Here is a 21,019-nt window from a genome sequence, read left to right as displayed (position 1 = left end):
TAACATGGCAAATGCGACCACCGATACCGGCAAGACCTCCTCGGGCCTGATCCGGAGAGGCCTCATCGAAGCCTTTTTTGCCGCCCTCATCTCGTTCGGCATGTTCGTTCTCTACATCGGCCTCAAAACCGACCAGAACATCCACAACGAGTTGATCATCGTCCAGCGTTGGGGCTTGCTGGCGATATTCGTCGCCATCGCCGCCGTTGGCCGCTTTGCCGTCATCGTCTTCCTCCGCCCGCACCTCGACGAGCGCAAGCTCAGCAAGGCGCGCGCCGGCGAACTCGCAATATCGACGGAAAAGACCTTTCTTCAAAAGCACTTTCTCAAGGCCGCACTGGTTCTGATGATCCTCTATCCGATGATCGTCGTCGGCCTCGTGGGCGCGCAGGGCTCGCTACTCTACGTCGATAACTTCGGTATCCAGATCCTTATCTACGTCATGCTAGCCTGGGGTCTCAACATCGTTGTCGGCCTTGCCGGACTTCTCGACCTTGGCTACGTGGCTTTCTACGCCGTTGGCGCCTATTCCTACGCGCTTCTCTCGACACATTTCGGCCTGTCATTCTGGCTGCTGCTGCCGCTGTCTGGTATCTTCGCTGCCTTGTGGGGCGTCATCCTCGGCTTTCCGGTGCTGCGCTTGCGCGGCGACTACCTCGCGATCGTCACGCTTGCCTTCGGTGAAATCATCCGCCTGGTGCTGATCAACTGGACCGAGGTTACCAAGGGCACGTTCGGTATCTCCGGTATCCCGAAGGCGACGCTGTTCGGCATCAAGTTCGACGCAACGTCGACCGGTTTTGCCAAGATGTTCGACCTGCCGATTTCGTCCGCCTATTACAAGATCTTCCTGTTCTACCTGATCCTGGCGCTCTGCATGCTGACCGCCTATGTCACCATCCGCTTGCGTCGCATGCCGATCGGCCGTGCCTGGGAAGCCTTGCGCGAAGACGAAATCGCCTGCCGTTCGCTCGGTATCAACACGGTGACGACCAAGCTGACGGCGTTTGCAACAGGCGCGATGTTCGGTGGCTTCGCCGGATCGTTCTTCGCCGCCCGCCAAGGCTTCGTCTCGCCGGAGTCCTTCGTGTTCCTGGAATCGGCCGTCATCCTTGCCATCGTCGTCCTCGGCGGCATGGGATCGCTGACCGGGATTGCCATCGCTGCCGTCGTCATGGTCGGCGGCACGGAAATCCTGCGCGAACTCGACTTCCTGAAAGCGATCTTCGGTCCCGATTTCACCCCTGAACTTTACCGCATGCTGCTGTTCGGGCTGGCCATGGTGATCGTGATGCTCTTCAAGCCACGCGGCTTTGTCGGGTCTCGCTCGCCGACGGCCTTCCTGAAAGAAAGCAAGTCAGTTTCCGGCAGCTTTACCAAGGAGGGACACGGCTGATGAACACCCTGTCCAGCGAAACGCTTCTCAAGGTCGAGCACCTGTCGATGAAGTTCGGCGGCCTGATGGCCATCAACGACTTCTCCTTCGAGGCCAAGCGCGGCAATATCACAGCACTGATCGGCCCCAACGGTGCCGGCAAGACCACCGTGTTCAACTGCATCACCGGTTTCTACAAGCCGACGATGGGGATGATCACCATGAACCAGAAGAGCGGGAAGACCTTCCAGCTCGAGCGGTTGCCGGATTTCCGCATCACCCGCGAAGCCAAGGTCGCCCGCACATTCCAGAATATCAGGTTGTTTTCCGGCCTGACCGTGCTGGAAAACCTGCTGGTGGCGCAGCACAACAAGCTGATGAAGGCTTCCGGCTACACGATCCTCGGCCTGCTCGGCATCGGCGGATACAGCCGGGAAGCCAAGAAGGCGATCGAACTGGCCCGCTTCTGGCTGGAGAAGGCCGATCTGATCGAACGCGCCGACGATCCTGCCGGCGATCTGCCCTATGGCGCCCAGCGTCGTCTGGAAATCGCCCGTGCTATGTGCACAGAGCCGGAGCTGCTTTGCCTCGATGAACCGGCAGCAGGCTTGAACCCGCGGGAATCGGCGGTGCTGAACGCATTGCTGCGTGCCATCCGCGCCGAAACCGGGACGTCGATCCTGCTGATCGAGCATGACATGTCCGTGGTGATGGAGATCTCCGACCACGTCATCGTTCTCGAATATGGCCAGAAGATTTCCGACGGCACGCCTGACCACGTCAAGAACGACCCGAGGGTGATTGCCGCCTATCTCGGCGTCGAGGACGACGAAGTGGAAGACGTGATCGCCGAAGTCGAGCACCTCGAAGGGGGCGCCCAGTAACATGACAACCCAACCCTTGCTTCACGTCCAGAACGTCGAAACCTACTATGGCAATATCCGCGCGCTCGCCGGCGTCGATGTTTACGTCAACAGCGGCGAAATCGTCAGCCTGATCGGTGCCAACGGTGCCGGCAAATCGACGCTGATGATGACCATCTGCGGCAGTCCGCAGGCGCGCTCCGGCTCGATCATCTACGAAGGCCGCGACATCACGAAGCTGCCGATGCACGAGATCGCCCGGCTGCGCATCGCCCAGTCACCGGAAGGTCGTCGCATCTTTCCGCGCATGACAGTCATGGAAAACCTCCAGATGGGCGCAGGCCTGGACGATCTCAAATACTTTAAGGAAGACGTCGAGAAGATCTTCACGATGTTCCCACGCCTCAAGGAGCGCCATGCGCAGCGCGGCGGGACACTGTCGGGTGGCGAGCAGCAGATGTTGTCTATCGGCCGCGCGCTGATGGCCCGCCCGAAGCTGCTGTTGCTGGACGAACCGTCGCTCGGTCTCGCACCGCTGATCGTCAAGGGCATCTTCGAGACGATCAAGCAGCTGAACGAGAAGGAAGGCCTGACGGTTTTCCTCGTCGAACAGAACGCATTCGCAGCCCTGAAACTTTCGCATCGGGCCTATGTGATGGTCAACGGCAAGGTGACGATGAGCGGCTCCGGCAGGGAACTGCTTGCCAATCCGGAAGTCCGCGCGGCCTATCTCGAAGGCGGCCGGCATTAAGCCGACAGAAGGGGAGCTTTACTATGCAGGGACTTTTCTTCGAGCCCGACACCGGCGTGCGGATGATCATACGGGGCCTCGTCTTGCTGCTCGGCCTGTGGACCGCGTCGCGGGCCGGCAGGGCTGTTGCCGAGAACTGGGATGGCTACGGCCTGGTCATCGCCTATACGTTTCTCCTGGCCTGGGTGATGCAGTTTCTGCACCATGCGCTCTTCGATGGGCCCATGCTAAGCGCCTTGTATTTCGGCATCGATTTCGTTGTCCTCCTGATCGTTTCGATGGCCGGTTTCCGCTATCGCCGCACCAATCAGATGGTCAACAACTATTACTGGCTGTACGAACGGACTTCCGCGTTTTCGTGGAAGGACAAACATTGACAGCCCGTTGAAACTGGGCATGAATTGCCTGGAGTGGAACAGCTTCCCCGACGCGGACAATGGTGGGTAATGCGTTGGGTTCTTGACCGGTCCCCGCCCAAAAATTGGGAGTAATAATATGAAGAAATCTCTTCTTTCGGCAGTGGCTCTGACGGCGCTCGTCGCTTTCAGCGGTACTGCATGGGCCGATATCATCATTGGCGTCGGTGGTCCCCTGACCGGTCCGAACGCAGCCTTCGGTGCACAGCTCCAGAAGGGTGCCGAACAGGCCGCAGCAGACATCAATGCTGCCGGCGGCATCAATGGCGAAAAGATCAAGATCGAACTCGGCGACGACGTTTCCGATCCGAAGCAGGGCATCTCGGTTGCCAACAAGTTCGTTGCCGATGGCGTCAAGTACGTCGTTGGTCACTTCAACTCGGGCGTTTCCATCCCGGCATCGGAAGTCTATGCCGAAAACGGCATTCTCGAAATCACGCCTGCCGCGACCAACCCGACCTTCACGGAACGCGGCCTGTGGAACACCTTCCGTACCTGCGGTCGCGACGACCAGCAGGGCGGCGTTGCCGGCGCCTATCTCGCTGCCCATTTCAAGGACAAGAAGATCGCCATCATTCACGACAAGACCCCATACGGTCAGGGTCTCGCCGATGAAACCAAGAAGGCGTTGAACACCGCCGGCATGACGGAAGTCATGTACGAAGGCATCAACGTCGGCGACAAGGACTTCTCGGCCCTCATCGCCAAGATGAAGGAAGCCGGCGTCTCGATCATCTATTGGGGTGGCCTGCACACGGAAGCCGGCCTGATCATCCGCCAGGCTGCCGACCAGGGCGTCAAGGCCACACTCGTTTCGGGCGACGGTATCGTTTCGAACGAACTGGCTTCGATCGCTGGCGACGCCGTCATCGGCACGCTGAACACCTTCGGTCCAGATCCGACATTGAACCCGGCCAACAAGGACCTCGTTGCGAAGTTCAAGGCTGCCGGCTTCAACCCGGAAGCATACACGCTCTACTCGTATGCTGCCGTTCAGACGATCGCTGCCGCTGCCAAGGCTGCTGCTTCGGTTGACGCTGAAACCGTTGCCAAGGCCATGCACGAAAAGGGTCCGTTCTCAACCGTTCTCGGCGATATCTCGTTCGACGCCAAGGGCGACCCGAAGATCCCAGGCTACATCATGTACGAATGGAAGAAGGGCCCCGACGGCAAGATCAGCTACTTCCCGCAGGACGTGAAGTAACTCATTTTCTGTCGCTGATTTTGGGAAGGCCCGGCTCGTCCGGGCCTTTTCCGTTTTCGACCGGAGACGTCGTGTCGCCGAATGGCGACAGCGTTTCCAACACGAAGCGGACACGCTCTGTCACAGACAATCTCGGCAGGACGACGGCTTCATATCCGAGCCTCGAATAAGCGATCAGAAGGCGCTCGTATTCCCGCACGGCATCGTCAAACGCATGGCGGCGGTCAGTATCGGTCTGAAAGATTTCTTGCCACGGAGGCGTCAGGAAAACCTGATGGTGGTAGCGCCAGCCGTCGATGAGTGGCAAAAGCGTTTTTTCGTCAGTCGCGTATGCCAGCGCTGCGGCGGCATCCACAAGACCACGGTCGAAGAACACCCAGCCTTCAAGTTGGCTGGCAGTGTTCCAGTCGCTCTTGGCCATCACCATGGCGCGCCGCGCAAATGCTGCGAGATCGACCCAGGGCAGGGCTTTGCCCTCGCCCTGTCGCTCCTCGGCGACGATCTTCCGGCCTGGCTCCTCAATAACACTGTGGCCGAGACGCTGCAGTTCGGCGAGTAGGGTTGATTTGCCGCCGCCTGAGCAGCCGGAGAGAACGACACGGTAGTTCATCGTGCTGGTCCTTGCTTGCAAAATGGAGGATCGATTGCGTCGCTACATCTCGCGCAGCACATGGGCCGCCTTGACGGCTGCCGAGGCGCGGTTCTCGACGCCGAGCTTGACGTAGATCTGCTCCAGATGCTTGTTTACCGTGCGGGCGGAAAGGCCGAGGATTTCGCCGATGTCGCGGTTGGCCTTGCCCTTGGCGATCCACAGCAGCACTTCGGATTCGCGCTGGGTGAGGGAAAAATGCTGGCGCAGCACGCTGTCGTCGGCATGTTGCCGTGCAGCGGTCAGCCGGAACAGGTGCTCGTCAGGACCAATCGTGCCGAGAAAAGCCAGTTGCAGCGCTGCATGGCCGTTGGGGCTGATGGACAGAACGTTGTCGCGAGTGGGAAGGGTGCGCCCGCCTTTTCGCATGAAGCCGCTGATTTCAGCCACGACAAGCTCCAGGCCATCGTCGCTGCCGGTGGCGGCATTGACCAATCGCGTTGCCTGCGGCGTCGACCAGTGGATGCTGCCATCGCCTCTGACGGCGAGCAGGTGGCGGCCGGCGGCATCGAGCGCCACCCTTGCACTTTGCGCCGAGCGGGCATTGCGCAGATGAACGCGGATGCGGGCGCGCAACTCGTCGATATTGATCGGCTTGGTAAGATAATCGACGCCACCGGATTCCAGCGCGTGGACGACGTGCTCGGTCTCGGTCAGCCCCGTCATGAAGATCACCGGCACCTGCGAAATGCCGGAATTCGCCTTTAGCCGGCGGCAAGTTTCGAAACCGTCCATATCGGGCATAACGGCATCGAGCAGGATAAGGTCGGGCGTGATACGCTCGACGATGGCGAGCGCCGCCGGACCGGAAGTGGCGATCAGAACGGAAAAGCCCGATTGTTCGAGCGCTTCGGTCAGAAATCCGAGGGCTTCCGGCGAGTCATCCACGAGCAGAACGATGTCGCGGGGCAGGGCGGGTTCAGCCAATCGGTTCTACCTTTTCGATGTCGAATTCACGCAGGAATGCCAGAAAGCCGGTCAGATCGAAGGCCTGGACATAAACCCGGAGAGCATCGATGAAAGGCTGGTTCTCGGGCAGCCTGGCGATATCTGCAAGCTTTGCCTCAATGCCCCTGATATAGCCGATTTCGGCAAGGCTTATCAACTCTCCGATATGATCGAGGCCGGGGCTCTTCATTGGCAGCGGTGCCTTAATTGCAGGGGCTGCAACGGTGTCGGCATAGATCCATTTGAGGCCGAGATGTAGCGCCAGCCGGTCGCGCAATTGCCGGATATCGACCGGCTTGCTGATGGCGTCGTCGTGGCCGCTGCTGTTTTCTCGACCAGCGGTTCCATCGCCTATATTGGCCGAGAGCATAAGGATCGGTCCCGCCTGTCCGCTTTCGCGCAGCCTTGCCACCAGTTGCCAGCCGTTCATGCCGGGCATCGAGATGTCGACAAGGAAAAGATCGGGCTTGATGCCTTCGATCAGTGTCAGGCAATCCGGGCCGCTGACGGCGGTCAGGACAACGAAATCGAGCGGCACCAAAATCTCGCGCATCATCTCCCGATGATCCTCGTTGTCATCGACGACAACGATCGTCCGCCTCGAGCCGTCATAGCCGACGATCTTGCGCTCCTGCGGCACGGGCTTCATCTGCCGCTGCACGGCGGACAGCATCAGCCGCACCTTGAAGGTCGAGCCGACATCCTTTTCGCTGGTCACCGAAATCTCGCCGCCCAGGGTGTTGGTGAGGAGCTGGGTGATGGTCAGGCCGAGGCCGAGGCCCGGCATCGGCCGGACGGTTTCTGCCTCGCCACGCTGGAACGGCTCGTAGATGCGTCCGAGGTCCTTCTCGGCGATGCCGCGTCCTGTGTCGGAAAGCGAGAATGTGGCCACCTGGCTACGATAGCCGACGTCGAAGCGCACCGTTCCCCGGTCTGTGAATTTTATGGCGTTGGACAGCAGGTTGACGAGGATCTGCCGCAGCCGCTTCTCGTCGGTGCGGACGTAATCCGGCAGGGAGGCGGCGCGCTCATGGATGAAGGTGAGGCCTTTTGCCTGTGCCTGCGGCCGAAACATGTCGATGATCTGGTCGAGGAAATCGCGGATGTTGATCTCGTTCGAATAGACCTGCAGGCGACCGGCCTCGATTTTCGAAATATCGAGCAGTCCGTCGATCAGCCCCGACAGGTGCTCGGCGCTGCGCCGTATCACGCGGATCGAGGATTGGCGCGGCGCCGGTATCGTTTCGTCGCGCTCGAGGATCTGGGCGTAGCCGAGCACGGCGTTGAGCGGGGTGCGCAATTCGTGGCTGAGGCCTACGACATAGCGGCTCTTGGCACGGTTGGCGCTTTCAGCTGTTTCCTTGGCGGTCTGTAGCGCCGCGTCGGTCTTCTTGTGGGCGGCGATTTCCTTCAGCAGCAGCGTGTTCTGTCGCGATGATTCCTCTTCGGCAACGACGCGGCTGTCATGGGCCAGCACGTAGAACCAGCAGACGATGCCAGCGATGACGGCGAAGACGAAGAAGACGATCAGGATGGTGCGGTTGACCACTTCGGCCGTCTCCGGCGATGCGGAGGATACCTGGTGGGCGATGAGGGCGAGGATGACGCCGACGGCACCGAGCGCCAGCACGACGGCGATGCCATAGCGCCCTAGCCTCGTTGTCAGCTTGGCGATGACCGTCGCCGGCAGCACTGCGCGGGCGACGGTGCCGATCTGGGCGTTGAGATTGGCGTTCGGCTTGCACATGTCGTGACAGCGGCTGTCGAGCGAGCAGCAAAGCGAACAGATCGGCGCCGCGTAGGCGGGGCACCAGGCCATGTCCTCCGGCTCGAACGGGTGCTCGCAGATCGAGCAGGTGATATCGGTGAGGTTCTTCCAGCTCTGGCGCGGTTTGCGCGCGAGGTAGAACTTGCCCTTGGTGGCCCAGGCGATGGCAGGCGAGGCGACCAGCGCTACGATCAGGGTGATGTAGGGAGCAAGCGATGCGGCGACTGCGCCGAACAGGCCGAAATGCGCCGTCAATGCGATGCCGGCCGACAGGGTCATGGCGCCAAGGCCGACTGGGTTGATGTCGTAGAGATGGGCGCGCTTGAACTCGATGCCTTCTGGGGCGAGGCCGAGCGGCTTGTTGATGAACAGGTCCGCCGAAATCGTGCAGAGCCAGGCCATGGAGATGATCGAGAAGATGCCGAGCGTCTCTTCCAGCAGCCGGTAAATGCCAAGCTCCATCAGTAGCAGCGCGATGGCGACGTTGAACACCAGCCAGATGACGCGGCCGGGATGGCTATGGGTCAGGCGCGAGAAGAAATTCGACCAGGCCAGCGAGCCGGCATAGGCGTTCATGACGTTGATCTTCAGCTGCGAGACCATCACGAAGGCGACCATCAGCAGCAACGCTGCATTGTGCCAGGGGATCATGTAGCCAAATGCTGTGAGATACATCTGGGCCGGGTCGGCGGCACGGTCGGGCGGCACGCCGGCGCTCAGCGTCAGCACGACAAGGAACGAGCCGGCCAGCAGCTTCGGCGCGCCGATGATCACCCAGCCGGGACCGGCAAGAAAGATCGCCAGCCGGTGGCGAAGCTTGCGATGGCCTTCCGGCGGCAGGAAGCGCAGAAAATCCGCCTGTTCGCCGATCTGCGAAATCAGCGCGAGGATGACAGCCGAGGCAGCGCCGAAATCGATCAGGTTGAAGGGCGCAAGGGTGCCGGAAGAGGATGGCCGGTCGAGGCCGGCAAAGGCCCGCCAGATATCGAACTTTTCCCAGTCGGAAAAGGCGATGAACACGAAGGGCAGGACATTCAGGACGATCCAGAAGGGCTGGGTCAGAAGCTGGAAGCGGCTGATAAGGCGGACCCCGTGAGTGACCAACGGGATCACCATGCAGGCGCTGATGATATAACCGATCCACAGCGGGATCCCGAGCGTCAGTTCAAGCGCACCGGACATGATCGATGCCTCGATGGCAAACAGCATGAAGGTGAAGCTGGCATAGATCAGCGAGGTGACGGTCGAGCCGATATAGCCAAAACTGGCACCGCGGGTGAGAAGGTCGATGTCGACGCCGTGGCGGATGGCGTAACGGCTGATCGGCAGGCCGATGCCGAGCATGACGAGGCTGGCGACGATGATGGCGTAGAAGGCGTTGGTCGTGCCGTAGGAGAGCGTGATGGCGCCGCCGATTGCCTCCAGCGCCAGGAACGAGATGGCGCCGATAGCCGTCTGCGAAATCCGCGCCGAGGAGAATTGCCGGGCGCTCTTGGCGGTAAAGCGCAGGGCGTAGTCTTCCAGCGTCTGGTTGGCGACCCAGCGATTATATTCGCGCCTGACGGGGATGATGCGTTGGCGTGCGGCCATGCCTTTGTCGACGTCCTCTGCGATTTGCTGTGAGGATAGCTAACACGGTTCATCCTCGGCCTTAAAGCGGCGCGACGCAAAGGATGCACGTTTCGCCCACCGCCTACGTCAAATTGCGTATACGGTTTTCTCCCGCGCCAAACCATAGTCCCTCAAGCAACAGTTAACGGCGGGTTTTCGCCGGTGTTGTCGAATTCGAAGAGGGGATAAAACAATGAATTTCAAGAACTACGTCACGGGTGCCGTTATCGGTACCGTCCTGTCGACGTCGGCTTTGTTCAACGGCGCCGCCTATGCTGCGGACGACACGATCAAGGTCGGCATTCTTCATTCGCTTTCCGGCACCATGGCCATCTCCGAGACCACTCTCAAGGATGCCATGCTGATGCTCATCGACGAGCAGAACAAGAAGGGTGGCCTTCTCGGCAAGAAGCTCGAAGCCGTCGTCGTCGATCCCGCCTCCGATTGGCCGCTGTTTGCCGAAAAGGCCCGCGAGCTGATCCAGAAGGACAAGGTTTCAGCCGTATTCGGTTGCTGGACATCCTCGTCCCGCAAGTCGGTTCTGCCTGTATTCGAGGAACTGAACTCGCTGCTGTTCTACCCGGTCCAGTATGAAGGCGAAGAATCCTCGCGCAACATCATCTACACAGGCGCCGCGCCTAACCAGCAGGCGATCCCGGCCGTCGACTACCTGATGCAGAAGGAAGGCGTAAAGCGCTTCGTTCTCGAAGGCACCGACTATGTTTATCCGCGCACCACCAACAAGATTCTCGAGGCTTACCTGATTTCCAAGGGTATTCCGAAAGAAGACATCATGACCAACTACACGCCGTTCGGCTTCTCCGATTGGCAGACTGAAGTCTCCAAGATCAAGGATTTCGGTTCGGGCGGCAAGAAGACCGCCGTCGTCTCGACGATCAACGGCGACGCCAACGTGCCGTTCTACAAGGAACTCGGCAACAAGGGCATCAAGGCCACCGACATCCCGGTCATCGCCTTCTCGGTCGGCGAAGAAGAACTGGCCGGTCTCGACACCAAGCCGCTGGTCGGCCATCTCGCCGCCTGGAACTACTTCGAATCCGTTGAAACGCCTGCCAACAAGGCTTTCATCAAGCAGTGGCACGCCTACACCAAGAATGACAAGCGCGTTACCAACGACCCGATGGAAGCCGCCTATATCGGCTTCAACGCCTGGGTTAAGGCTGTCCAGGCTGCCGGCTCCACCGACACCGACAAGGTGCTCGACACGATCATCGGCACGACCGTTCCGAACCTGTCGGGCGGCTATGCCACCGTCATGCCGAACCACCACATCACCAAGCCAGTATTGATCGGTGAAATCCAGGGCAACGGCCAGTTCGACATCGTCCAGCAGACGCCTGCTGTTGTTGGCGACGAATGGTCGGACTACCTGCCCGACTCCAAGGACCTGATCTCCGATTGGCGCAAGCCAATGTCCTGCGGCAACTTCAACGTCGCTACCGGCAAGTGCGGTGGCAAGGGCATGTAATTTGGACAAGGCACGTAAGGGGGATCTCTCCCCCTTCTCCCCGTCGGGGAGAAGTGTCGAGCGAATGCGAGACGATGAGGGGGCTTCTCTGCCGTGCCCCCTCATCCGACCCTTCGGGCCACCTTCTCCCCGAGGGGGAGAAGGGAAAGCCCAGCTTTACGATAACCGAGGCAAAAGAGCCGATGTATCGCGCCATCAAGATTTTCCTATTGACCCTATGCCTCGCCCTGCCGGCCTTCGCCACCGTGCTGAAGGCGGAAGATGCGGTCCATCCGCTGGTCGACGCGCTCGGTGTCGGCGACTTTCCGGAACGCGAAGCGGCGATCAAGGCGCTGGTTGCTTCCAAGGACCCGCATGTCGGCAAGATCCTCAAGGAACTGAGCGACGGCCTGCTGTTCGTCAACCAGGATGGCGGCCCGGTACTTTTGCAGGGTGGCACCGACGATGCGCCAACCTTTGTCGATCCGCTCACCGGCGAGGCTGTGGCCGACGTCGATCCGGACACGATGGTCAAGGTCAAGGTCAACAATTCTCTGCGCGGCGTCATCAGCGCCTCGATTGGCCAGCTGACGCTGCTAAGCCCGGATCGCGACGCACGCCTCGCGGCTGCCGAGGGCATGCTGAAGGACGCCGACCCCAGCAATATCGATCTGCTCAATTCCGCGCTGGCCGAGGAAAAAGATCCTCAGGTCAAGAAGACCATGGAAGCGGCGCGCGCTGTCGTGCTTTTGAAGACCGACGCCAGCCCGGCCGACAAGAAGGCTGCCATCGACATGATCGCGGCCCGCGGGGACCGCGATGCGCTGACCATCCTGACGGCAGCGATGCAGACGGCATCGGCCGACCTGCAGCCTGCCATCCAAAAGGATATGGATGCGATCAAGGATACCCTGGCGCTCTGGGATGTCGCGCAGAACATCTGGTACGGCCTGTCGCTGAGCTCGGTTCTGATGCTGGCTGCCATCGGCCTCTCGATCACTTTCGGCGTAATGGGCGTCGTCAACATGGCGCATGGTGAAATGGTCATGCTCGGTGCCTACACGACCTATGTCGTGCAGGAGGCCATCACCCGATATGCGCCGGGACTTGCGGAGTATTCCCTGGCCTTTGCCGTGCCCGCAGCCTTCCTGTTCACCGGCGCCGTTGGCTTCCTGATCGAGCGCACCGTCATCCGCTTCCTCTACAAGCGGCCGCTGGAAACATTGCTCGCCACCTGGGGGATATCGCTCATCCTGCAGCAGACGGTGCGATCGATCTTCGGCCCGACCAACCGGGAAGTCCGCAATCCCAACTGGATGTCCGGCTCGTTCGACCTCGGCGGCCTCGATATCACCTGGAACCGGCTCTGGATCATCGCCTTTGCGCTGGTCGTCTTTGTTGCCCTGCTGCTGCTGCTGAAGCGCTCGTCGTTCGGGCTGCAGATGCGGGCGGTAACCCAGAACCGGCGCATGGCGTCCTCGATGGGTATCCGCACCGCCTGGGTCGATGCCTTCACCTTCGCGCTTGGCTCAGGCGTTGCAGGCATGGCTGGTGTGGCGCTCAGTCAGATCGATAATGTCTCGCCGAACCTCGGCCAGGCCTACATTATCGACAGCTTCATGGTCGTCGTCTTCGGCGGTGTCGGCAGTCTCTGGGGAACACTGGTCGGCGCCATGTCGCTCGGCATCCTCAACAAGTTCCTCGAGCCCTATGCCGGCGCCGTGCTCGGCAAGATCCTGGTGCTCGTCCTCATCATCCTGTTCATCCAGAAGCGACCGCGTGGGCTCTTCGCACTCAAAGGAAGGGCGGTGGAAGCATGATAACGGCCTTCCTGCTCCGGTCTCTCGACCGCAAGATCATCATTGCAATCCTGCTGCTGATTGCAGTGGCAATTCTCGTCCCGGCGTCCAACCTCCTGACGAGCCCGCAGAGCGCATTGCATGTGCCGACCTACATCATGTCGCTGTTCGGCAAATACCTGACCTACGCGCTACTGGCGCTGGCGCTCGATCTCGTCTGGGGTTTTTGCGGCATCCTGTCGCTCGGCCACGGCGCCTTCTTCGCGCTCGGCGGCTATGCCATGGGCATGTACCTGATGCGCCAGATCGGTGCCCGCGGCTCCTACGGCAACGCGATCCTGCCCGATTTCATGGTGTTCCTGAACTACAAGGCGCTGCCGTGGTTCTGGTACGGGTTCGACCATTTCTGGTTTGCAGCACTGATGGTGCTGCTGGTGCCGGGGCTGCTCGCCTATGTATTCGGCTGGTTTGCCTTCCGCTCGCGCGTCAACGGCGTCTATCTCTCGATCATCACGCAGGCGATGACCTATGCGCTGCTGTTGGCCTTCTTCCGCAACGACATGGGTTTCGGCGGCAACAACGGCCTCACCGACTTCAAGGAGATCCTCGGCTACAACATTCAGGCCGACGGCACCCGTGCGGCGCTGTTCGCGCTGACCGCGCTGTTTCTGGCGCTGGCCCTGCTGATCGCGTCGGGTATCGTGCGCTCCAAGTTCGGCAAGGTGCTGGTCGGTGTGCGCGATGCCGAAAGCCGGACCCGTTTCCTCGGCTACCGAGTCGAGAACATCAAGCTGTTCACCTTCGTTGTCTCGGCGATGATGGCTGGCATTGCCGGTGCACTCTACGTGCCGCAGGTCGGCATCATCAACCCCGGCGAATTCGCACCGGCCAACTCCATCGAAGTGGTCATCTGGACGGCGGTCGGCGGGCGCGGCACGCTGATCGGTCCGATCATCGGGGCGATCCTCGTCAACGGCGGCAAGACGATCTTTACCGGACTATTTCCTGAGGTGTGGTTGTTTGCGCTCGGCGGGCTATTCGTCGCCGTGACGCTGTTCCTGCCACGTGGCGTCATTGGCACGATTGCCCATTACGGCACCGGCGGCGGCAGGTCGCGGCGGGCGTCCGCGGCGGCGGAAAAAGGCGAGAGCGACGAACCCATTCAGGCGGCGGAGTAAGAGCATGATCACGGACGGCAAACCCACAAGCATGCTCTACCTCAACAACGTGTCTGTCTCCTTCGACGGGTTCAAGGCGCTGAATTCGCTGTCGATGGTCATCGAGCCCGGCGAACTCAGGGCGATCATCGGCCCGAACGGTGCCGGCAAGACGACGATGATGGACATCATCACCGGCAAGACCAAGCCAGACTCAGGCGAGGTGTTCTTCAACGGCGCCGTCGATCTCACCAAGAAGGACGAGGCCGACATCGCATTGCTCGGTATCGGCCGGAAATTCCAGAAGCCGACGGTGTTCGAGAGCCATACGGTCTGGGACAATCTGGAACTGGCACTGAACCGCAGTCGCGGCGTGTTCGCGACGCTGTTCTACAGGATGACCCCGACCGACCGCGCCCGCATCGACGAGATCCTCGATACCGTCCGGCTGCACCATCGGCGCGACGAGCTGGCGGCCAACCTCAGCCATGGCCAGAAGCAGTGGTTGGAAATCGGCATGCTGCTGGCGCAGGAGCCGAAGCTGCTGCTGGTCGACGAGCCGGTGGCCGGGATGACGGACGCGGAAACCGCCGAGACGGCAATCCTGCTGAAGGAAATCGCCAAGACCCGCTCGGTGGTGGTGGTCGAGCACGACATGGGCTTCATCCGCGATCTCGGCGTCAAGGTGACGTGTCTCGCTGAAGGCTCCGTGCTCGCGGAAGGCTCAATCGATTTCGTCAGCAGCGATCCGAAGGTGATCGAGAATTATCTGGGGCGGTGATGAACGGCATGATCCACAGTCTGGGGTGGGCTTACCCCCCTCTGTCAGCTCCGCTGACATCTCCCCCACAAGGGGGGAGATCGTTCTTTTCCCTTTCGGGCCCAGAAGTCTCGGCTGATCTCCCCCCTTGTGGGGGAGATGTCCCGGAGGGACAGAGGGGGGTGCTCGCCCGGAAAACAAAGGAATCCGCACCATGCTGACCGTCGAAAACGCAAATCTCCATTACGGCGCCGCCCAGGCACTCCGCGGCATTTCGATCAAGGCGGAGATGGGCAAGATCACCTGCGTGCTTGGGCGCAACGGCGTCGGCAAGAGTTCGCTGCTGCGGGCTGTCACCGGCCAGCATGCGCTGAGTGCCGGCAGCATCAGCTTCAACGATCATAAGCTCGACGGCCTGGCGCCCTATGCGCGGGCCAAGCAGGGTATCGGCTATGTGCCGCAAGGGCGCGAGATATTCCCGCTGCTGACGGTGAAGGAAAATCTTGAGACCGGCTTTGCGCCGCTGGCGCGCCGCGACCGGACCGTGCCGGACGACATCTTCCAACTGTTTCCGGTACTGAAATCCATGTTGTCGCGGCGGGGCGGCGATCTCTCGGGCGGGCAGCAGCAGCAGTTGGCCATCGGCCGGGCGCTGGTGACGCGGCCGAAGATCCTCGTGCTTGACGAGCCAACGGAAGGTATCCAGCCTTCGATCATCAAGGACATCGGCCGTGCCATCCAGTATCTGCGGGATTCAACTGGGATGGCGATCCTGCTGGTCGAGCAATATCTCGATTTCTGCCGGGAGCTTGCCGACTATGTCTACATCATGGACCGCGGCGAGATCGTTCATGAAGGGTTGGCCGAAACGCTGGATAAGCCGGAAGCCCGACGCCACCTGACGGTCTGATGGAAGCTTCTCAGAAATACGGCGAAACGAAAAAGAGCTTGCATTCAGACGCTTGCGAGGTTGAATGGCGGCTATTGTGTAAGTTTACCGCAAGGATCGCATAATGACGATGATGGCAGCGAGCACCAGGCCGCAAAGGGCCGAGGGACGCGGCCACCTGGCGGCGAAGTGGCTCGACGGACGTACCCGGCTTGCCGAATTCTTCCAGGAAGGCGCTGCCAAGATACGGCTGCCAGACACCTTCGACAGCTCGATGGAAGCCGTCATCATCAACACGGCGGGCGGGCTGACCGGTGGCGATCGCATGGACTGGAGCGTCACGGCGGCGGCGCAGACACGCATCGACGTGACGACGCAGGCCTGCGAGAAGATCTACAAGGCATCCGCCGGTATTGCCGAAATCAGGACGCGGATCGAGGTCGGCGCCCGAGCGCGGGTCGACTGGTTGCCGCAGGAGACGATCCTGTTCGACCGCGCTGCGCTGTCGCGCACGCTCGATGTCGACCTCGACGGGACGGCGGAATTCCTCGCTGTCGAAGCCGTATTGCTGGGCCGCAAGGCGATGGGCGAGGCGATGCTGACCGGACTTTTCCGCGACCGCTGGCGCATTCGCCGCAACGGCAAGCTGATCCATGCCGAGGACTTGCGGTTCGACGGCGATGTCGCGGCCCTGACTGCCGAGCGGGCGGTGCTGGGCGGGCAGGTTGCCTTCGTCACGGTTCTCTACGCAGGCCCTTCGGCGGAGCGCTATCTCTCGACCGTTCGGCCGATGCTGGAGGGGCGCAACGGCGGCGTCAGCCATTGGAACGGCAAGCTGGTGATCCGGCTTGCGGCGGCAGATGGCTTTGCGCTCAGAAAAATCCTCATCCCGATCATTTCGGCCTTGCGCAATGGCGCGCCAGTGCCGAAAGTCTGGAATCTCTAGTTCAAGCGATAGGCAGACGATGAACCTCACTCCGAGAGAAAAAGACAAGCTGTTGATTTCCATGGCGGCGATGGTGGCGCGCCGGCGGCTTGAGCGCGGCGTCAAGCTCAACTATCCCGAGGCTATCGCGCTGATCAGCGACTTCGTCGTCGAGGGCGCACGCGACGGCCGGTCCGTTGCCGACCTGATGTCGGCCGGTGCAAATGTCATCAGCCGCGACCAGGTGATGGAAGGCATTGCCGAGATGATCCACGACGTGCAGGTCGAGGCGACCTTCCCCGACGGCACCAAGCTTGTCACCGTCCACGAACCTATCCGGTAGCCTGTCATGCTCGAGCTCAGGCCCAATTGCGAATGCTGCGATCGCGACCTGCCGGCGGATAGCCGCGAGGCGATGATGTGCAGCTTCGAATGCACCTATTGTGCCGATTGCGCCTCCGGCACGCTTTCCGGCATATGCCCGAACTGCGGTGGTGAGCTGGTCCGTCGTCCGGTACGACCGGCAGCAAAACTTGCGGCCAATCCGGCCTCGACGAAACGTATATTGAAGGCCGGGGGCTGCCCGCCCGCCGAGGCCGCATGAAGAGGAACATCCGATGATCCCCGGTGAAATCATTGCCGCCAGCGGCGATATCGAATTGAACGCCGGCGCCCCGACGATCTCCATCGACGTGTCCAATACCGGCGACCGGCCGGTGCAGGTCGGCAGCCACTATCATTTCGCCGAGACAAACGGCGGGCTCGCCTTCGACCGCGAGCAGGCGAGGGGCATGCGCCTCGACATCCCGGCCGGCACCGCCGTTAGGTTCGAGCCAGGCCAGACCCGCTCTGTGACGCTCATTCCCCTTTCCGGCAAGCGCGAGGTCTACGGTTTTCGCCAGCTGGTCATGGGCAAGCTCTGATCCCGCACCACTGAGGACAGCCGATGCGTTTGAACCTGATGATGGCTGCGGCAGGCATGATGATGGCGGCGGTGCACGGTCTAGCCTTGGCTGACGAAACGCCCGACTGCAGCAAGGCCGAGACGCAAATGGATATGAACATCTGCGCGGAACAGGATTTCGATTCGGCGGATGCCGATCTGAACACGCAATACAAGAAGACCCGGGCGTCCCTGCAGGCAGTCGATGCCGATCTCGAAGGAGAGATGAAGGGCGCTGAGAAGGCACTGCTTGCCGGACAGCGCGGCTGGATCGCCTACCGGGACGGTCAATGCGAGGCGGAGGGCTTCCAGGCGCGCGGCGGATCGATGGAGCCAATGCTCGTATCAAGTTGCAAGGCGACGATGACCCGGCTGCGGACAAAGGAACTGAAGGAAATGGCGGAAGGCTCGGGAAATTGAGCTTCATCGAACGATGCCGCCGGCCCCGCTGGTGTCTCCGGATGGCACGGTAACACATCGACCGACAGCGACGACCTAGACAGGGCATAAGCCAGAGACACGCAACTATCCGAGCTCCAGAGGTAAAAAGACGATGGCCTACAAGATCTCCCGCGCCGCCTATGCCAACATGTTCGGGCCGACCACCGGCGACAAAGTGCGGCTTGCCGACACCGAACTGTTCATCGAGGTCGAAAAGGATTTCACCACCTATGGCGAAGAGGTGAAGTTCGGCGGCGGCAAGGTCATTCGCGACGGCATGGGGCAGAGCCAGGTGACGCGCGCCGACGGTGCCGTCGATACGGTCATCACCAACGCGCTGATCATCGACACCTGGGGCATCGTCAAGGCCGATATCGGCCTCAAGGATGGACGCATCGTGGCCATCGGCAAGGCTGGTAATCCAGATATGCAGCCTGGCGTCAATATCATCGTCGGGCCGGGCACGGAGGCGATTGCCGCCGAAGGCAAGATCATCACCGCCGGCGGCATGGACAGCCACATCCACTTCATCGCGCCGCAGCAGATCGAGGAAGCGTTGATGTCCGGCATCACCTGCATGCTTGGCGGCGGCACCGGCCCGGCGCACGGCACGCTTGCCACGACCTGCACGCCCGGTCCTTGGCACATCGCGCGGATGATCGAGGCTGCCGACGCGTTTCCGATGAACCTTGCCTTTGCCGGCAAGGGCAATGCCTCGCTGCCTGGCGCGCTCGAGGAAATGGTGCTGGGCGGCGCCTGTGCGCTGAAGCTGCACGAAGACTGGGGCACGACGCCCGCGGCCATCGACTGCTGCCTGACGGTTGCAGACGAATACGACGTGCAGGTGATGATCCACACGGACACGCTGAACGAAAGCGGCTTTGTCGAGGATACCATCGGATCGATCAAGGGCCGGACGATCCACGCCTTCCACACCGAGGGTGCGGGCGGCGGGCATGCGCCTGACATCATCAAGATCTGCGGCCAGCCGAACGTCATTCCGTCGTCGACGAACCCGACGCGGCCCTACACCGTCAACACGATTGCCGAGCATCTCGACATGCTGATGGTCTGCCATCATCTCTCGTCGTCAATCCCGGAAGATATCGCCTTTGCCGAGAGCCGTATCCGCAAGGAAACCATTGCGGCTGAAGATATTCTCCACGATATCGGTGCCTTCTCGATCATCTCGTCCGACAGCCAGGCCATGGGCCGCGTCGGCGAGGTAGCAATCCGCACGTGGCAGACGGCCGACAAGATGAAGCGCCAGCGCGGCAGGCTTGCGCAGGAAATCGGCGAAAACGACAATTTCCGCGTCAAGCGCTACATTGCCAAATACACCATCAATCCGGCGATTGCGCAGGGGTTGAGCCATGAGATCGGTTCCATCGAAGTCGGCAAGCGCGCCGACCTCGTCATGTGGCGCCCGGCGTTTTTTGGCGTCAAGCCGGACATGGTCATCATCGGCGGCACGATCGCGGCAGCCCCGATGGGCGATCCGAACGCCTCCATCCCGACGCCGCAGCCGGTGCACTACCGGCCGATGTTCGGCGCCTTCGGCAAGAGCCTGACCAATTCTTCCGTCACCTTCGTGTCGCAGGCGTCGCTCGATGCAGGACTGCAGAACAGGCTAGGCGTGGCGAAGCAACTGGTCGCGGTGCGCAACACACGCGGCGGCATCTCCAAGGCGTCGATGGTCCATAACGACCTGACGCCGCATATCGAGGTCGATCCGGAAACCTACGAGGTGCGGGCGGACGGCGAGCTTCTCACCTGCGAGCCGGCAACAGTTTTGCCGATGGCGCAGCGCTACTTCCTGTTCTAGGCTAGATATAAATATGCCCGCCAGCATCGCAAATGGATGCTGGCGGGCCATGTCTTTCAACGAAAGCGTATACCGGCTATCAGCCGAGGCTGTCTCCGAACATAGATGGATGCACGGCGTTCTTCGCCAGCAGTTCGGCACGTCGACGGCGTCTGCCAACGACGTTCGCACGACAGATTGCGCGCCTGACTATCTTGGCGCTTAAAAGAGTTTTGATATTGAGCATGTGATTTGCGTGTACTTTTATTCCGAGGAGGCCGCGTGTACGCCGCGCGGAGCGTTGTCACAATACCTTCATATTTCACTGCAGCCATGCAAAATGCGTGGGTTGACGATTGCAAACCTCAGCGGGTCCGGGTGAACAGCGCAATAACGACGCGAATTGCGCCTGCTTCGTTAAGTATTTCCGCATGCTCCTGGCTGTCTGTCGCTTAAGTCGCCCCTTGCGGGAACTTATGGGGCGTTCAACCATTTCGCCAGCAACACACCAACCCTGGCGAGTTCACCATGAAAACTTTTCCGAAAACGACCGTCACCATCCTGGGGCTTCTGGCGGCTGTAACCACCGTTGGCGTATACGGGGCCTCCGCCGGCGGTAGCGTTGCGCTGGAGCGGCCTAAGACAGTTCAGGCCGACACTAGCGTTTCCGGCAAAGAAGACCGTCCTGGCAGGGTGGTGCGTATCGTCGGTCCGCAATTCTTCCCCGATAATGGCGATATCAAGCTGCACGGCGCGGGCGGCAAATCCAATCGCCGACAATAGTACCCGGAACTGCCGGCCAAGAGAGGCGAAGTCATGACGCTGTCGATGAGGGACGGATTCCCGCCCTTTCTGTCCGATGAAAACGGCCATATCTCGGCCTGCGACGAGAGTCAGAACTGGCTGGTAATCGTCACCCGCGAGGCGCTCGAGGATGTCGCCGAGCCAGCGGATGCGTCCCTTTTGAGGCTGCTCGAATATCATTCACTGTTTCTCGAGGTCGCAGCCTTCAAGCTGGAGCATGGTCGCGCCGGCGACGAGGACACGATCTGGATCCAGACGGACGATCTGAGGGAATGGCAGTCTCTCCAGACCTCCTGATGCCGTCACAGCCTGTCCATTGACAAGGACGCCATGCGCTTCCCGCATGACTGTCATGCGAGCCTGTGGATGCCCATTTTTATGCTGCACTGCCGCAATTTCTTCGCTACGGAGGGGTATTCAATCGGGCCGGCAGATTTTCTCCCA

22 protein-coding genes are annotated in these 21,019 nt (G+C 60.9%); 19 read left to right on the top strand and 3 right to left on the bottom strand.

Annotation, left to right across the window (positions count from 1 at the left end; translation table 11 throughout):
* Positions 1 to 4: 4 nt before the first annotated feature.
* The 5 genes from livM to J5274_RS16875 all read left to right on the top strand — a co-directional run bounded on the left by livM (position 5) and on the right by J5274_RS16875 (position 4,609).
* A complete protein-coding gene (gene livM, locus J5274_RS16895; protein WP_142823510.1) occupies positions 5 to 1,396 on the top strand; it encodes a high-affinity branched-chain amino acid ABC transporter permease LivM in 1,392 nt (463 codons plus the stop codon).
* Entirely contained in the window at positions 1,396 to 2,259 is an 864-nt protein-coding gene (locus J5274_RS16890) for an ABC transporter ATP-binding protein (RefSeq protein ID WP_142823509.1), read from the top strand. The genes livM and J5274_RS16890 overlap by 1 nt, the downstream gene beginning before the upstream one ends.
* Position 2,260: 1 nt before the next feature.
* Positions 2,261 to 2,989: an ABC transporter ATP-binding protein gene (locus J5274_RS16885; protein WP_142823508.1), complete on the top strand. Its 729-nt coding sequence runs from the start codon at positions 2,261 to 2,263 to the stop codon at positions 2,987 to 2,989.
* Positions 2,990 to 3,012: 23 nt separating this feature from the next.
* Positions 3,013 to 3,366 (top strand): DUF6867 family protein, encoded by a 354-nt coding sequence (locus J5274_RS16880; protein WP_111222526.1) that lies wholly within the window; start codon positions 3,013 to 3,015, stop codon positions 3,364 to 3,366.
* A gap of 118 nt (positions 3,367 to 3,484) precedes the next feature.
* Positions 3,485 to 4,609: a branched-chain amino acid ABC transporter substrate-binding protein gene (locus tag J5274_RS16875; RefSeq protein ID WP_111222527.1), complete on the top strand. Its 1,125-nt coding sequence runs from the start codon at positions 3,485 to 3,487 to the stop codon at positions 4,607 to 4,609.
* A gap of 1 nt (position 4,610) precedes the next feature.
* Here J5274_RS16875 and J5274_RS16870 read toward each other — a convergent pair whose 3' ends face one another.
* From J5274_RS16870 to J5274_RS16860, 3 genes are read right to left on the bottom strand one after another with little or no spacing between them, the layout of a single operon-like run.
* Positions 4,611 to 5,219, bottom strand: coding sequence for an AAA family ATPase (locus J5274_RS16870; protein ID WP_142823507.1), 609 nt, complete (start codon positions 5,217 to 5,219; stop codon positions 4,611 to 4,613).
* 42 nt (positions 5,220 to 5,261) lie between these two features.
* The gene (locus J5274_RS16865) at positions 5,262 to 6,185 is read right to left on the bottom strand and encodes a response regulator (RefSeq protein ID WP_142823506.1); all 924 of its coding nucleotides are present in this window, start codon (positions 6,183 to 6,185) and stop codon (positions 5,262 to 5,264) included.
* Positions 6,178 to 9,564 (bottom strand): ATP-binding protein, encoded by a 3,387-nt coding sequence (locus J5274_RS16860; RefSeq protein ID WP_142823505.1) that lies wholly within the window; start codon positions 9,562 to 9,564, stop codon positions 6,178 to 6,180. The genes J5274_RS16865 and J5274_RS16860 overlap by 8 nt, the downstream gene beginning before the upstream one ends.
* A gap of 214 nt (positions 9,565 to 9,778) precedes the next feature.
* Here J5274_RS16860 and urtA point away from each other — a divergent pair, with 214 nt between their 5' ends.
* The 14 genes from urtA (at position 9,779) to J5274_RS16790 (ending at position 20,872) form a co-directional block, all read left to right on the top strand.
* Positions 9,779 to 11,074 (top strand): urea ABC transporter substrate-binding protein, encoded by a 1,296-nt coding sequence (gene urtA, locus J5274_RS16855; protein WP_142823504.1) that lies wholly within the window; start codon positions 9,779 to 9,781, stop codon positions 11,072 to 11,074.
* 182 nt (positions 11,075 to 11,256) lie between these two features.
* On the top strand, positions 11,257 to 12,873 hold the full coding sequence (gene urtB / locus J5274_RS16850) for an urea ABC transporter permease subunit UrtB (RefSeq protein WP_142823503.1): 1,617 nt from the start codon (positions 11,257 to 11,259) through the stop codon (positions 12,871 to 12,873).
* Entirely contained in the window at positions 12,870 to 14,030 is a 1,161-nt protein-coding gene (gene urtC / locus J5274_RS16845; protein ID WP_142823502.1) for an urea ABC transporter permease subunit UrtC, read from the top strand. The genes urtB and urtC overlap by 4 nt, the downstream gene beginning before the upstream one ends.
* A 4-nt stretch (positions 14,031 to 14,034) precedes the next feature.
* Complete coding sequence (gene urtD, locus J5274_RS16840) at positions 14,035 to 14,790, top strand: urea ABC transporter ATP-binding protein UrtD (RefSeq protein WP_111222533.1); 756 nt, start codon at positions 14,035 to 14,037, stop codon at positions 14,788 to 14,790.
* 193 nt (positions 14,791 to 14,983) lie between these two features.
* Positions 14,984 to 15,679, top strand: coding sequence for an urea ABC transporter ATP-binding subunit UrtE (urtE, locus tag J5274_RS16835; RefSeq protein WP_142823500.1), 696 nt, complete (start codon positions 14,984 to 14,986; stop codon positions 15,677 to 15,679).
* Positions 15,680 to 15,782: 103 nt separating this feature from the next.
* On the top strand, positions 15,783 to 16,604 hold the full coding sequence (locus tag J5274_RS16830; RefSeq protein WP_142823499.1) for an urease accessory protein UreD: 822 nt from the start codon (positions 15,783 to 15,785) through the stop codon (positions 16,602 to 16,604).
* A 19-nt stretch (positions 16,605 to 16,623) separates the two neighbouring features.
* Positions 16,624 to 16,926, top strand: coding sequence for an urease subunit gamma (locus J5274_RS16825; protein WP_142823498.1), 303 nt, complete (start codon positions 16,624 to 16,626; stop codon positions 16,924 to 16,926).
* Between the two features lie 6 nt (positions 16,927 to 16,932).
* Positions 16,933 to 17,187 (top strand): DUF1272 domain-containing protein, encoded by a 255-nt coding sequence (locus J5274_RS16820; protein WP_111222536.1) that lies wholly within the window; start codon positions 16,933 to 16,935, stop codon positions 17,185 to 17,187.
* A gap of 13 nt (positions 17,188 to 17,200) precedes the next feature.
* Positions 17,201 to 17,506, top strand: a complete 306-nt coding sequence (locus J5274_RS16815) for an urease subunit beta (protein WP_111222537.1) — start codon at positions 17,201 to 17,203, stop codon at positions 17,504 to 17,506.
* Positions 17,507 to 17,529: 23 nt separating this feature from the next.
* Positions 17,530 to 17,946, top strand: coding sequence for a lysozyme inhibitor LprI family protein (locus J5274_RS16810; RefSeq protein ID WP_142823497.1), 417 nt, complete (start codon positions 17,530 to 17,532; stop codon positions 17,944 to 17,946).
* A 133-nt stretch (positions 17,947 to 18,079) separates the two neighbouring features.
* Positions 18,080 to 19,792 carry an urease subunit alpha gene (gene ureC / locus J5274_RS16805; RefSeq protein WP_219274688.1) on the top strand — a complete coding sequence of 571 codons (1,713 nt, stop codon included), beginning with the start codon at positions 18,080 to 18,082 and terminating at the stop codon, positions 19,790 to 19,792.
* Between the two features lie 49 nt (positions 19,793 to 19,841).
* Positions 19,842 to 19,997 carry a hypothetical protein gene (locus J5274_RS16800; RefSeq protein WP_153816480.1) on the top strand — a complete coding sequence of 52 codons (156 nt, stop codon included), beginning with the start codon at positions 19,842 to 19,844 and terminating at the stop codon, positions 19,995 to 19,997.
* A 302-nt stretch (positions 19,998 to 20,299) separates the two neighbouring features.
* Positions 20,300 to 20,554: a hypothetical protein gene (locus J5274_RS16795; protein ID WP_219274687.1), complete on the top strand. Its 255-nt coding sequence runs from the start codon at positions 20,300 to 20,302 to the stop codon at positions 20,552 to 20,554.
* 33 nt (positions 20,555 to 20,587) lie between these two features.
* On the top strand, positions 20,588 to 20,872 hold the full coding sequence (locus J5274_RS16790) for a hypothetical protein (RefSeq protein ID WP_142823494.1): 285 nt from the start codon (positions 20,588 to 20,590) through the stop codon (positions 20,870 to 20,872).
* Positions 20,873 to 21,019: the final 147 nt, after the last annotated feature.

This window comes from Rhizobium sp. L51/94 (assembly GCF_019355555.1).
Lineage (GTDB): Bacteria > Pseudomonadota > Alphaproteobacteria > Rhizobiales > Rhizobiaceae > Rhizobium > Rhizobium rhododendri.
Note: the sequence above shows the minus strand (reverse complement) of the source record. Positions and strands in the feature narration are given on the sequence as shown.

Excerpts from the sequence above, each read along its gene's own strand:
- livM (WP_142823510.1), top strand. The coding sequence starts at position 5 with ATGGCAAATGCGACCACCGATACCGGCAAGACCTCCTCGGGCCTGATC.
- J5274_RS16890 (WP_142823509.1), top strand. The coding sequence starts at position 1,396 with ATGAACACCCTGTCCAGCGAAACGCTTCTCAAGGTCGAGCACCTGTCG.
- J5274_RS16885 (WP_142823508.1), top strand. The coding sequence starts at position 2,261 with ATGACAACCCAACCCTTGCTTCACGTCCAGAACGTCGAAACCTACTAT.
- J5274_RS16880 (WP_111222526.1), top strand. The coding sequence starts at position 3,013 with ATGCAGGGACTTTTCTTCGAGCCCGACACCGGCGTGCGGATGATCATA.
- J5274_RS16875 (WP_111222527.1), top strand. The coding sequence starts at position 3,485 with ATGAAGAAATCTCTTCTTTCGGCAGTGGCTCTGACGGCGCTCGTCGCT.
- J5274_RS16870 (WP_142823507.1), bottom strand. The coding sequence starts at position 5,219 with ATGAACTACCGTGTCGTTCTCTCCGGCTGCTCAGGCGGCGGCAAATCA.
- J5274_RS16860 (WP_142823505.1), bottom strand. The coding sequence starts at position 9,564 with ATGGCCGCACGCCAACGCATCATCCCCGTCAGGCGCGAATATAATCGC.
- urtA (WP_142823504.1), top strand. The coding sequence starts at position 9,779 with ATGAATTTCAAGAACTACGTCACGGGTGCCGTTATCGGTACCGTCCTG.
- urtB (WP_142823503.1), top strand. The coding sequence starts at position 11,257 with ATGTATCGCGCCATCAAGATTTTCCTATTGACCCTATGCCTCGCCCTG.
- urtC (WP_142823502.1), top strand. The coding sequence starts at position 12,870 with ATGATAACGGCCTTCCTGCTCCGGTCTCTCGACCGCAAGATCATCATT.
- urtD (WP_111222533.1), top strand. The coding sequence starts at position 14,035 with ATGATCACGGACGGCAAACCCACAAGCATGCTCTACCTCAACAACGTG.
- urtE (WP_142823500.1), top strand. The coding sequence starts at position 14,984 with ATGCTGACCGTCGAAAACGCAAATCTCCATTACGGCGCCGCCCAGGCA.
- J5274_RS16830 (WP_142823499.1), top strand. The coding sequence starts at position 15,783 with ATGACGATGATGGCAGCGAGCACCAGGCCGCAAAGGGCCGAGGGACGC.
- J5274_RS16825 (WP_142823498.1), top strand. The coding sequence starts at position 16,624 with ATGAACCTCACTCCGAGAGAAAAAGACAAGCTGTTGATTTCCATGGCG.
- J5274_RS16820 (WP_111222536.1), top strand. The coding sequence starts at position 16,933 with ATGCTCGAGCTCAGGCCCAATTGCGAATGCTGCGATCGCGACCTGCCG.
- J5274_RS16815 (WP_111222537.1), top strand. The coding sequence starts at position 17,201 with ATGATCCCCGGTGAAATCATTGCCGCCAGCGGCGATATCGAATTGAAC.
- J5274_RS16810 (WP_142823497.1), top strand. The coding sequence starts at position 17,530 with ATGCGTTTGAACCTGATGATGGCTGCGGCAGGCATGATGATGGCGGCG.
- ureC (WP_219274688.1), top strand. The coding sequence starts at position 18,080 with ATGGCCTACAAGATCTCCCGCGCCGCCTATGCCAACATGTTCGGGCCG.
- J5274_RS16800 (WP_153816480.1), top strand. The coding sequence starts at position 19,842 with ATGTCTTTCAACGAAAGCGTATACCGGCTATCAGCCGAGGCTGTCTCC.
- J5274_RS16795 (WP_219274687.1), top strand. The coding sequence starts at position 20,300 with ATGAAAACTTTTCCGAAAACGACCGTCACCATCCTGGGGCTTCTGGCG.
- J5274_RS16790 (WP_142823494.1), top strand. The coding sequence starts at position 20,588 with ATGACGCTGTCGATGAGGGACGGATTCCCGCCCTTTCTGTCCGATGAA.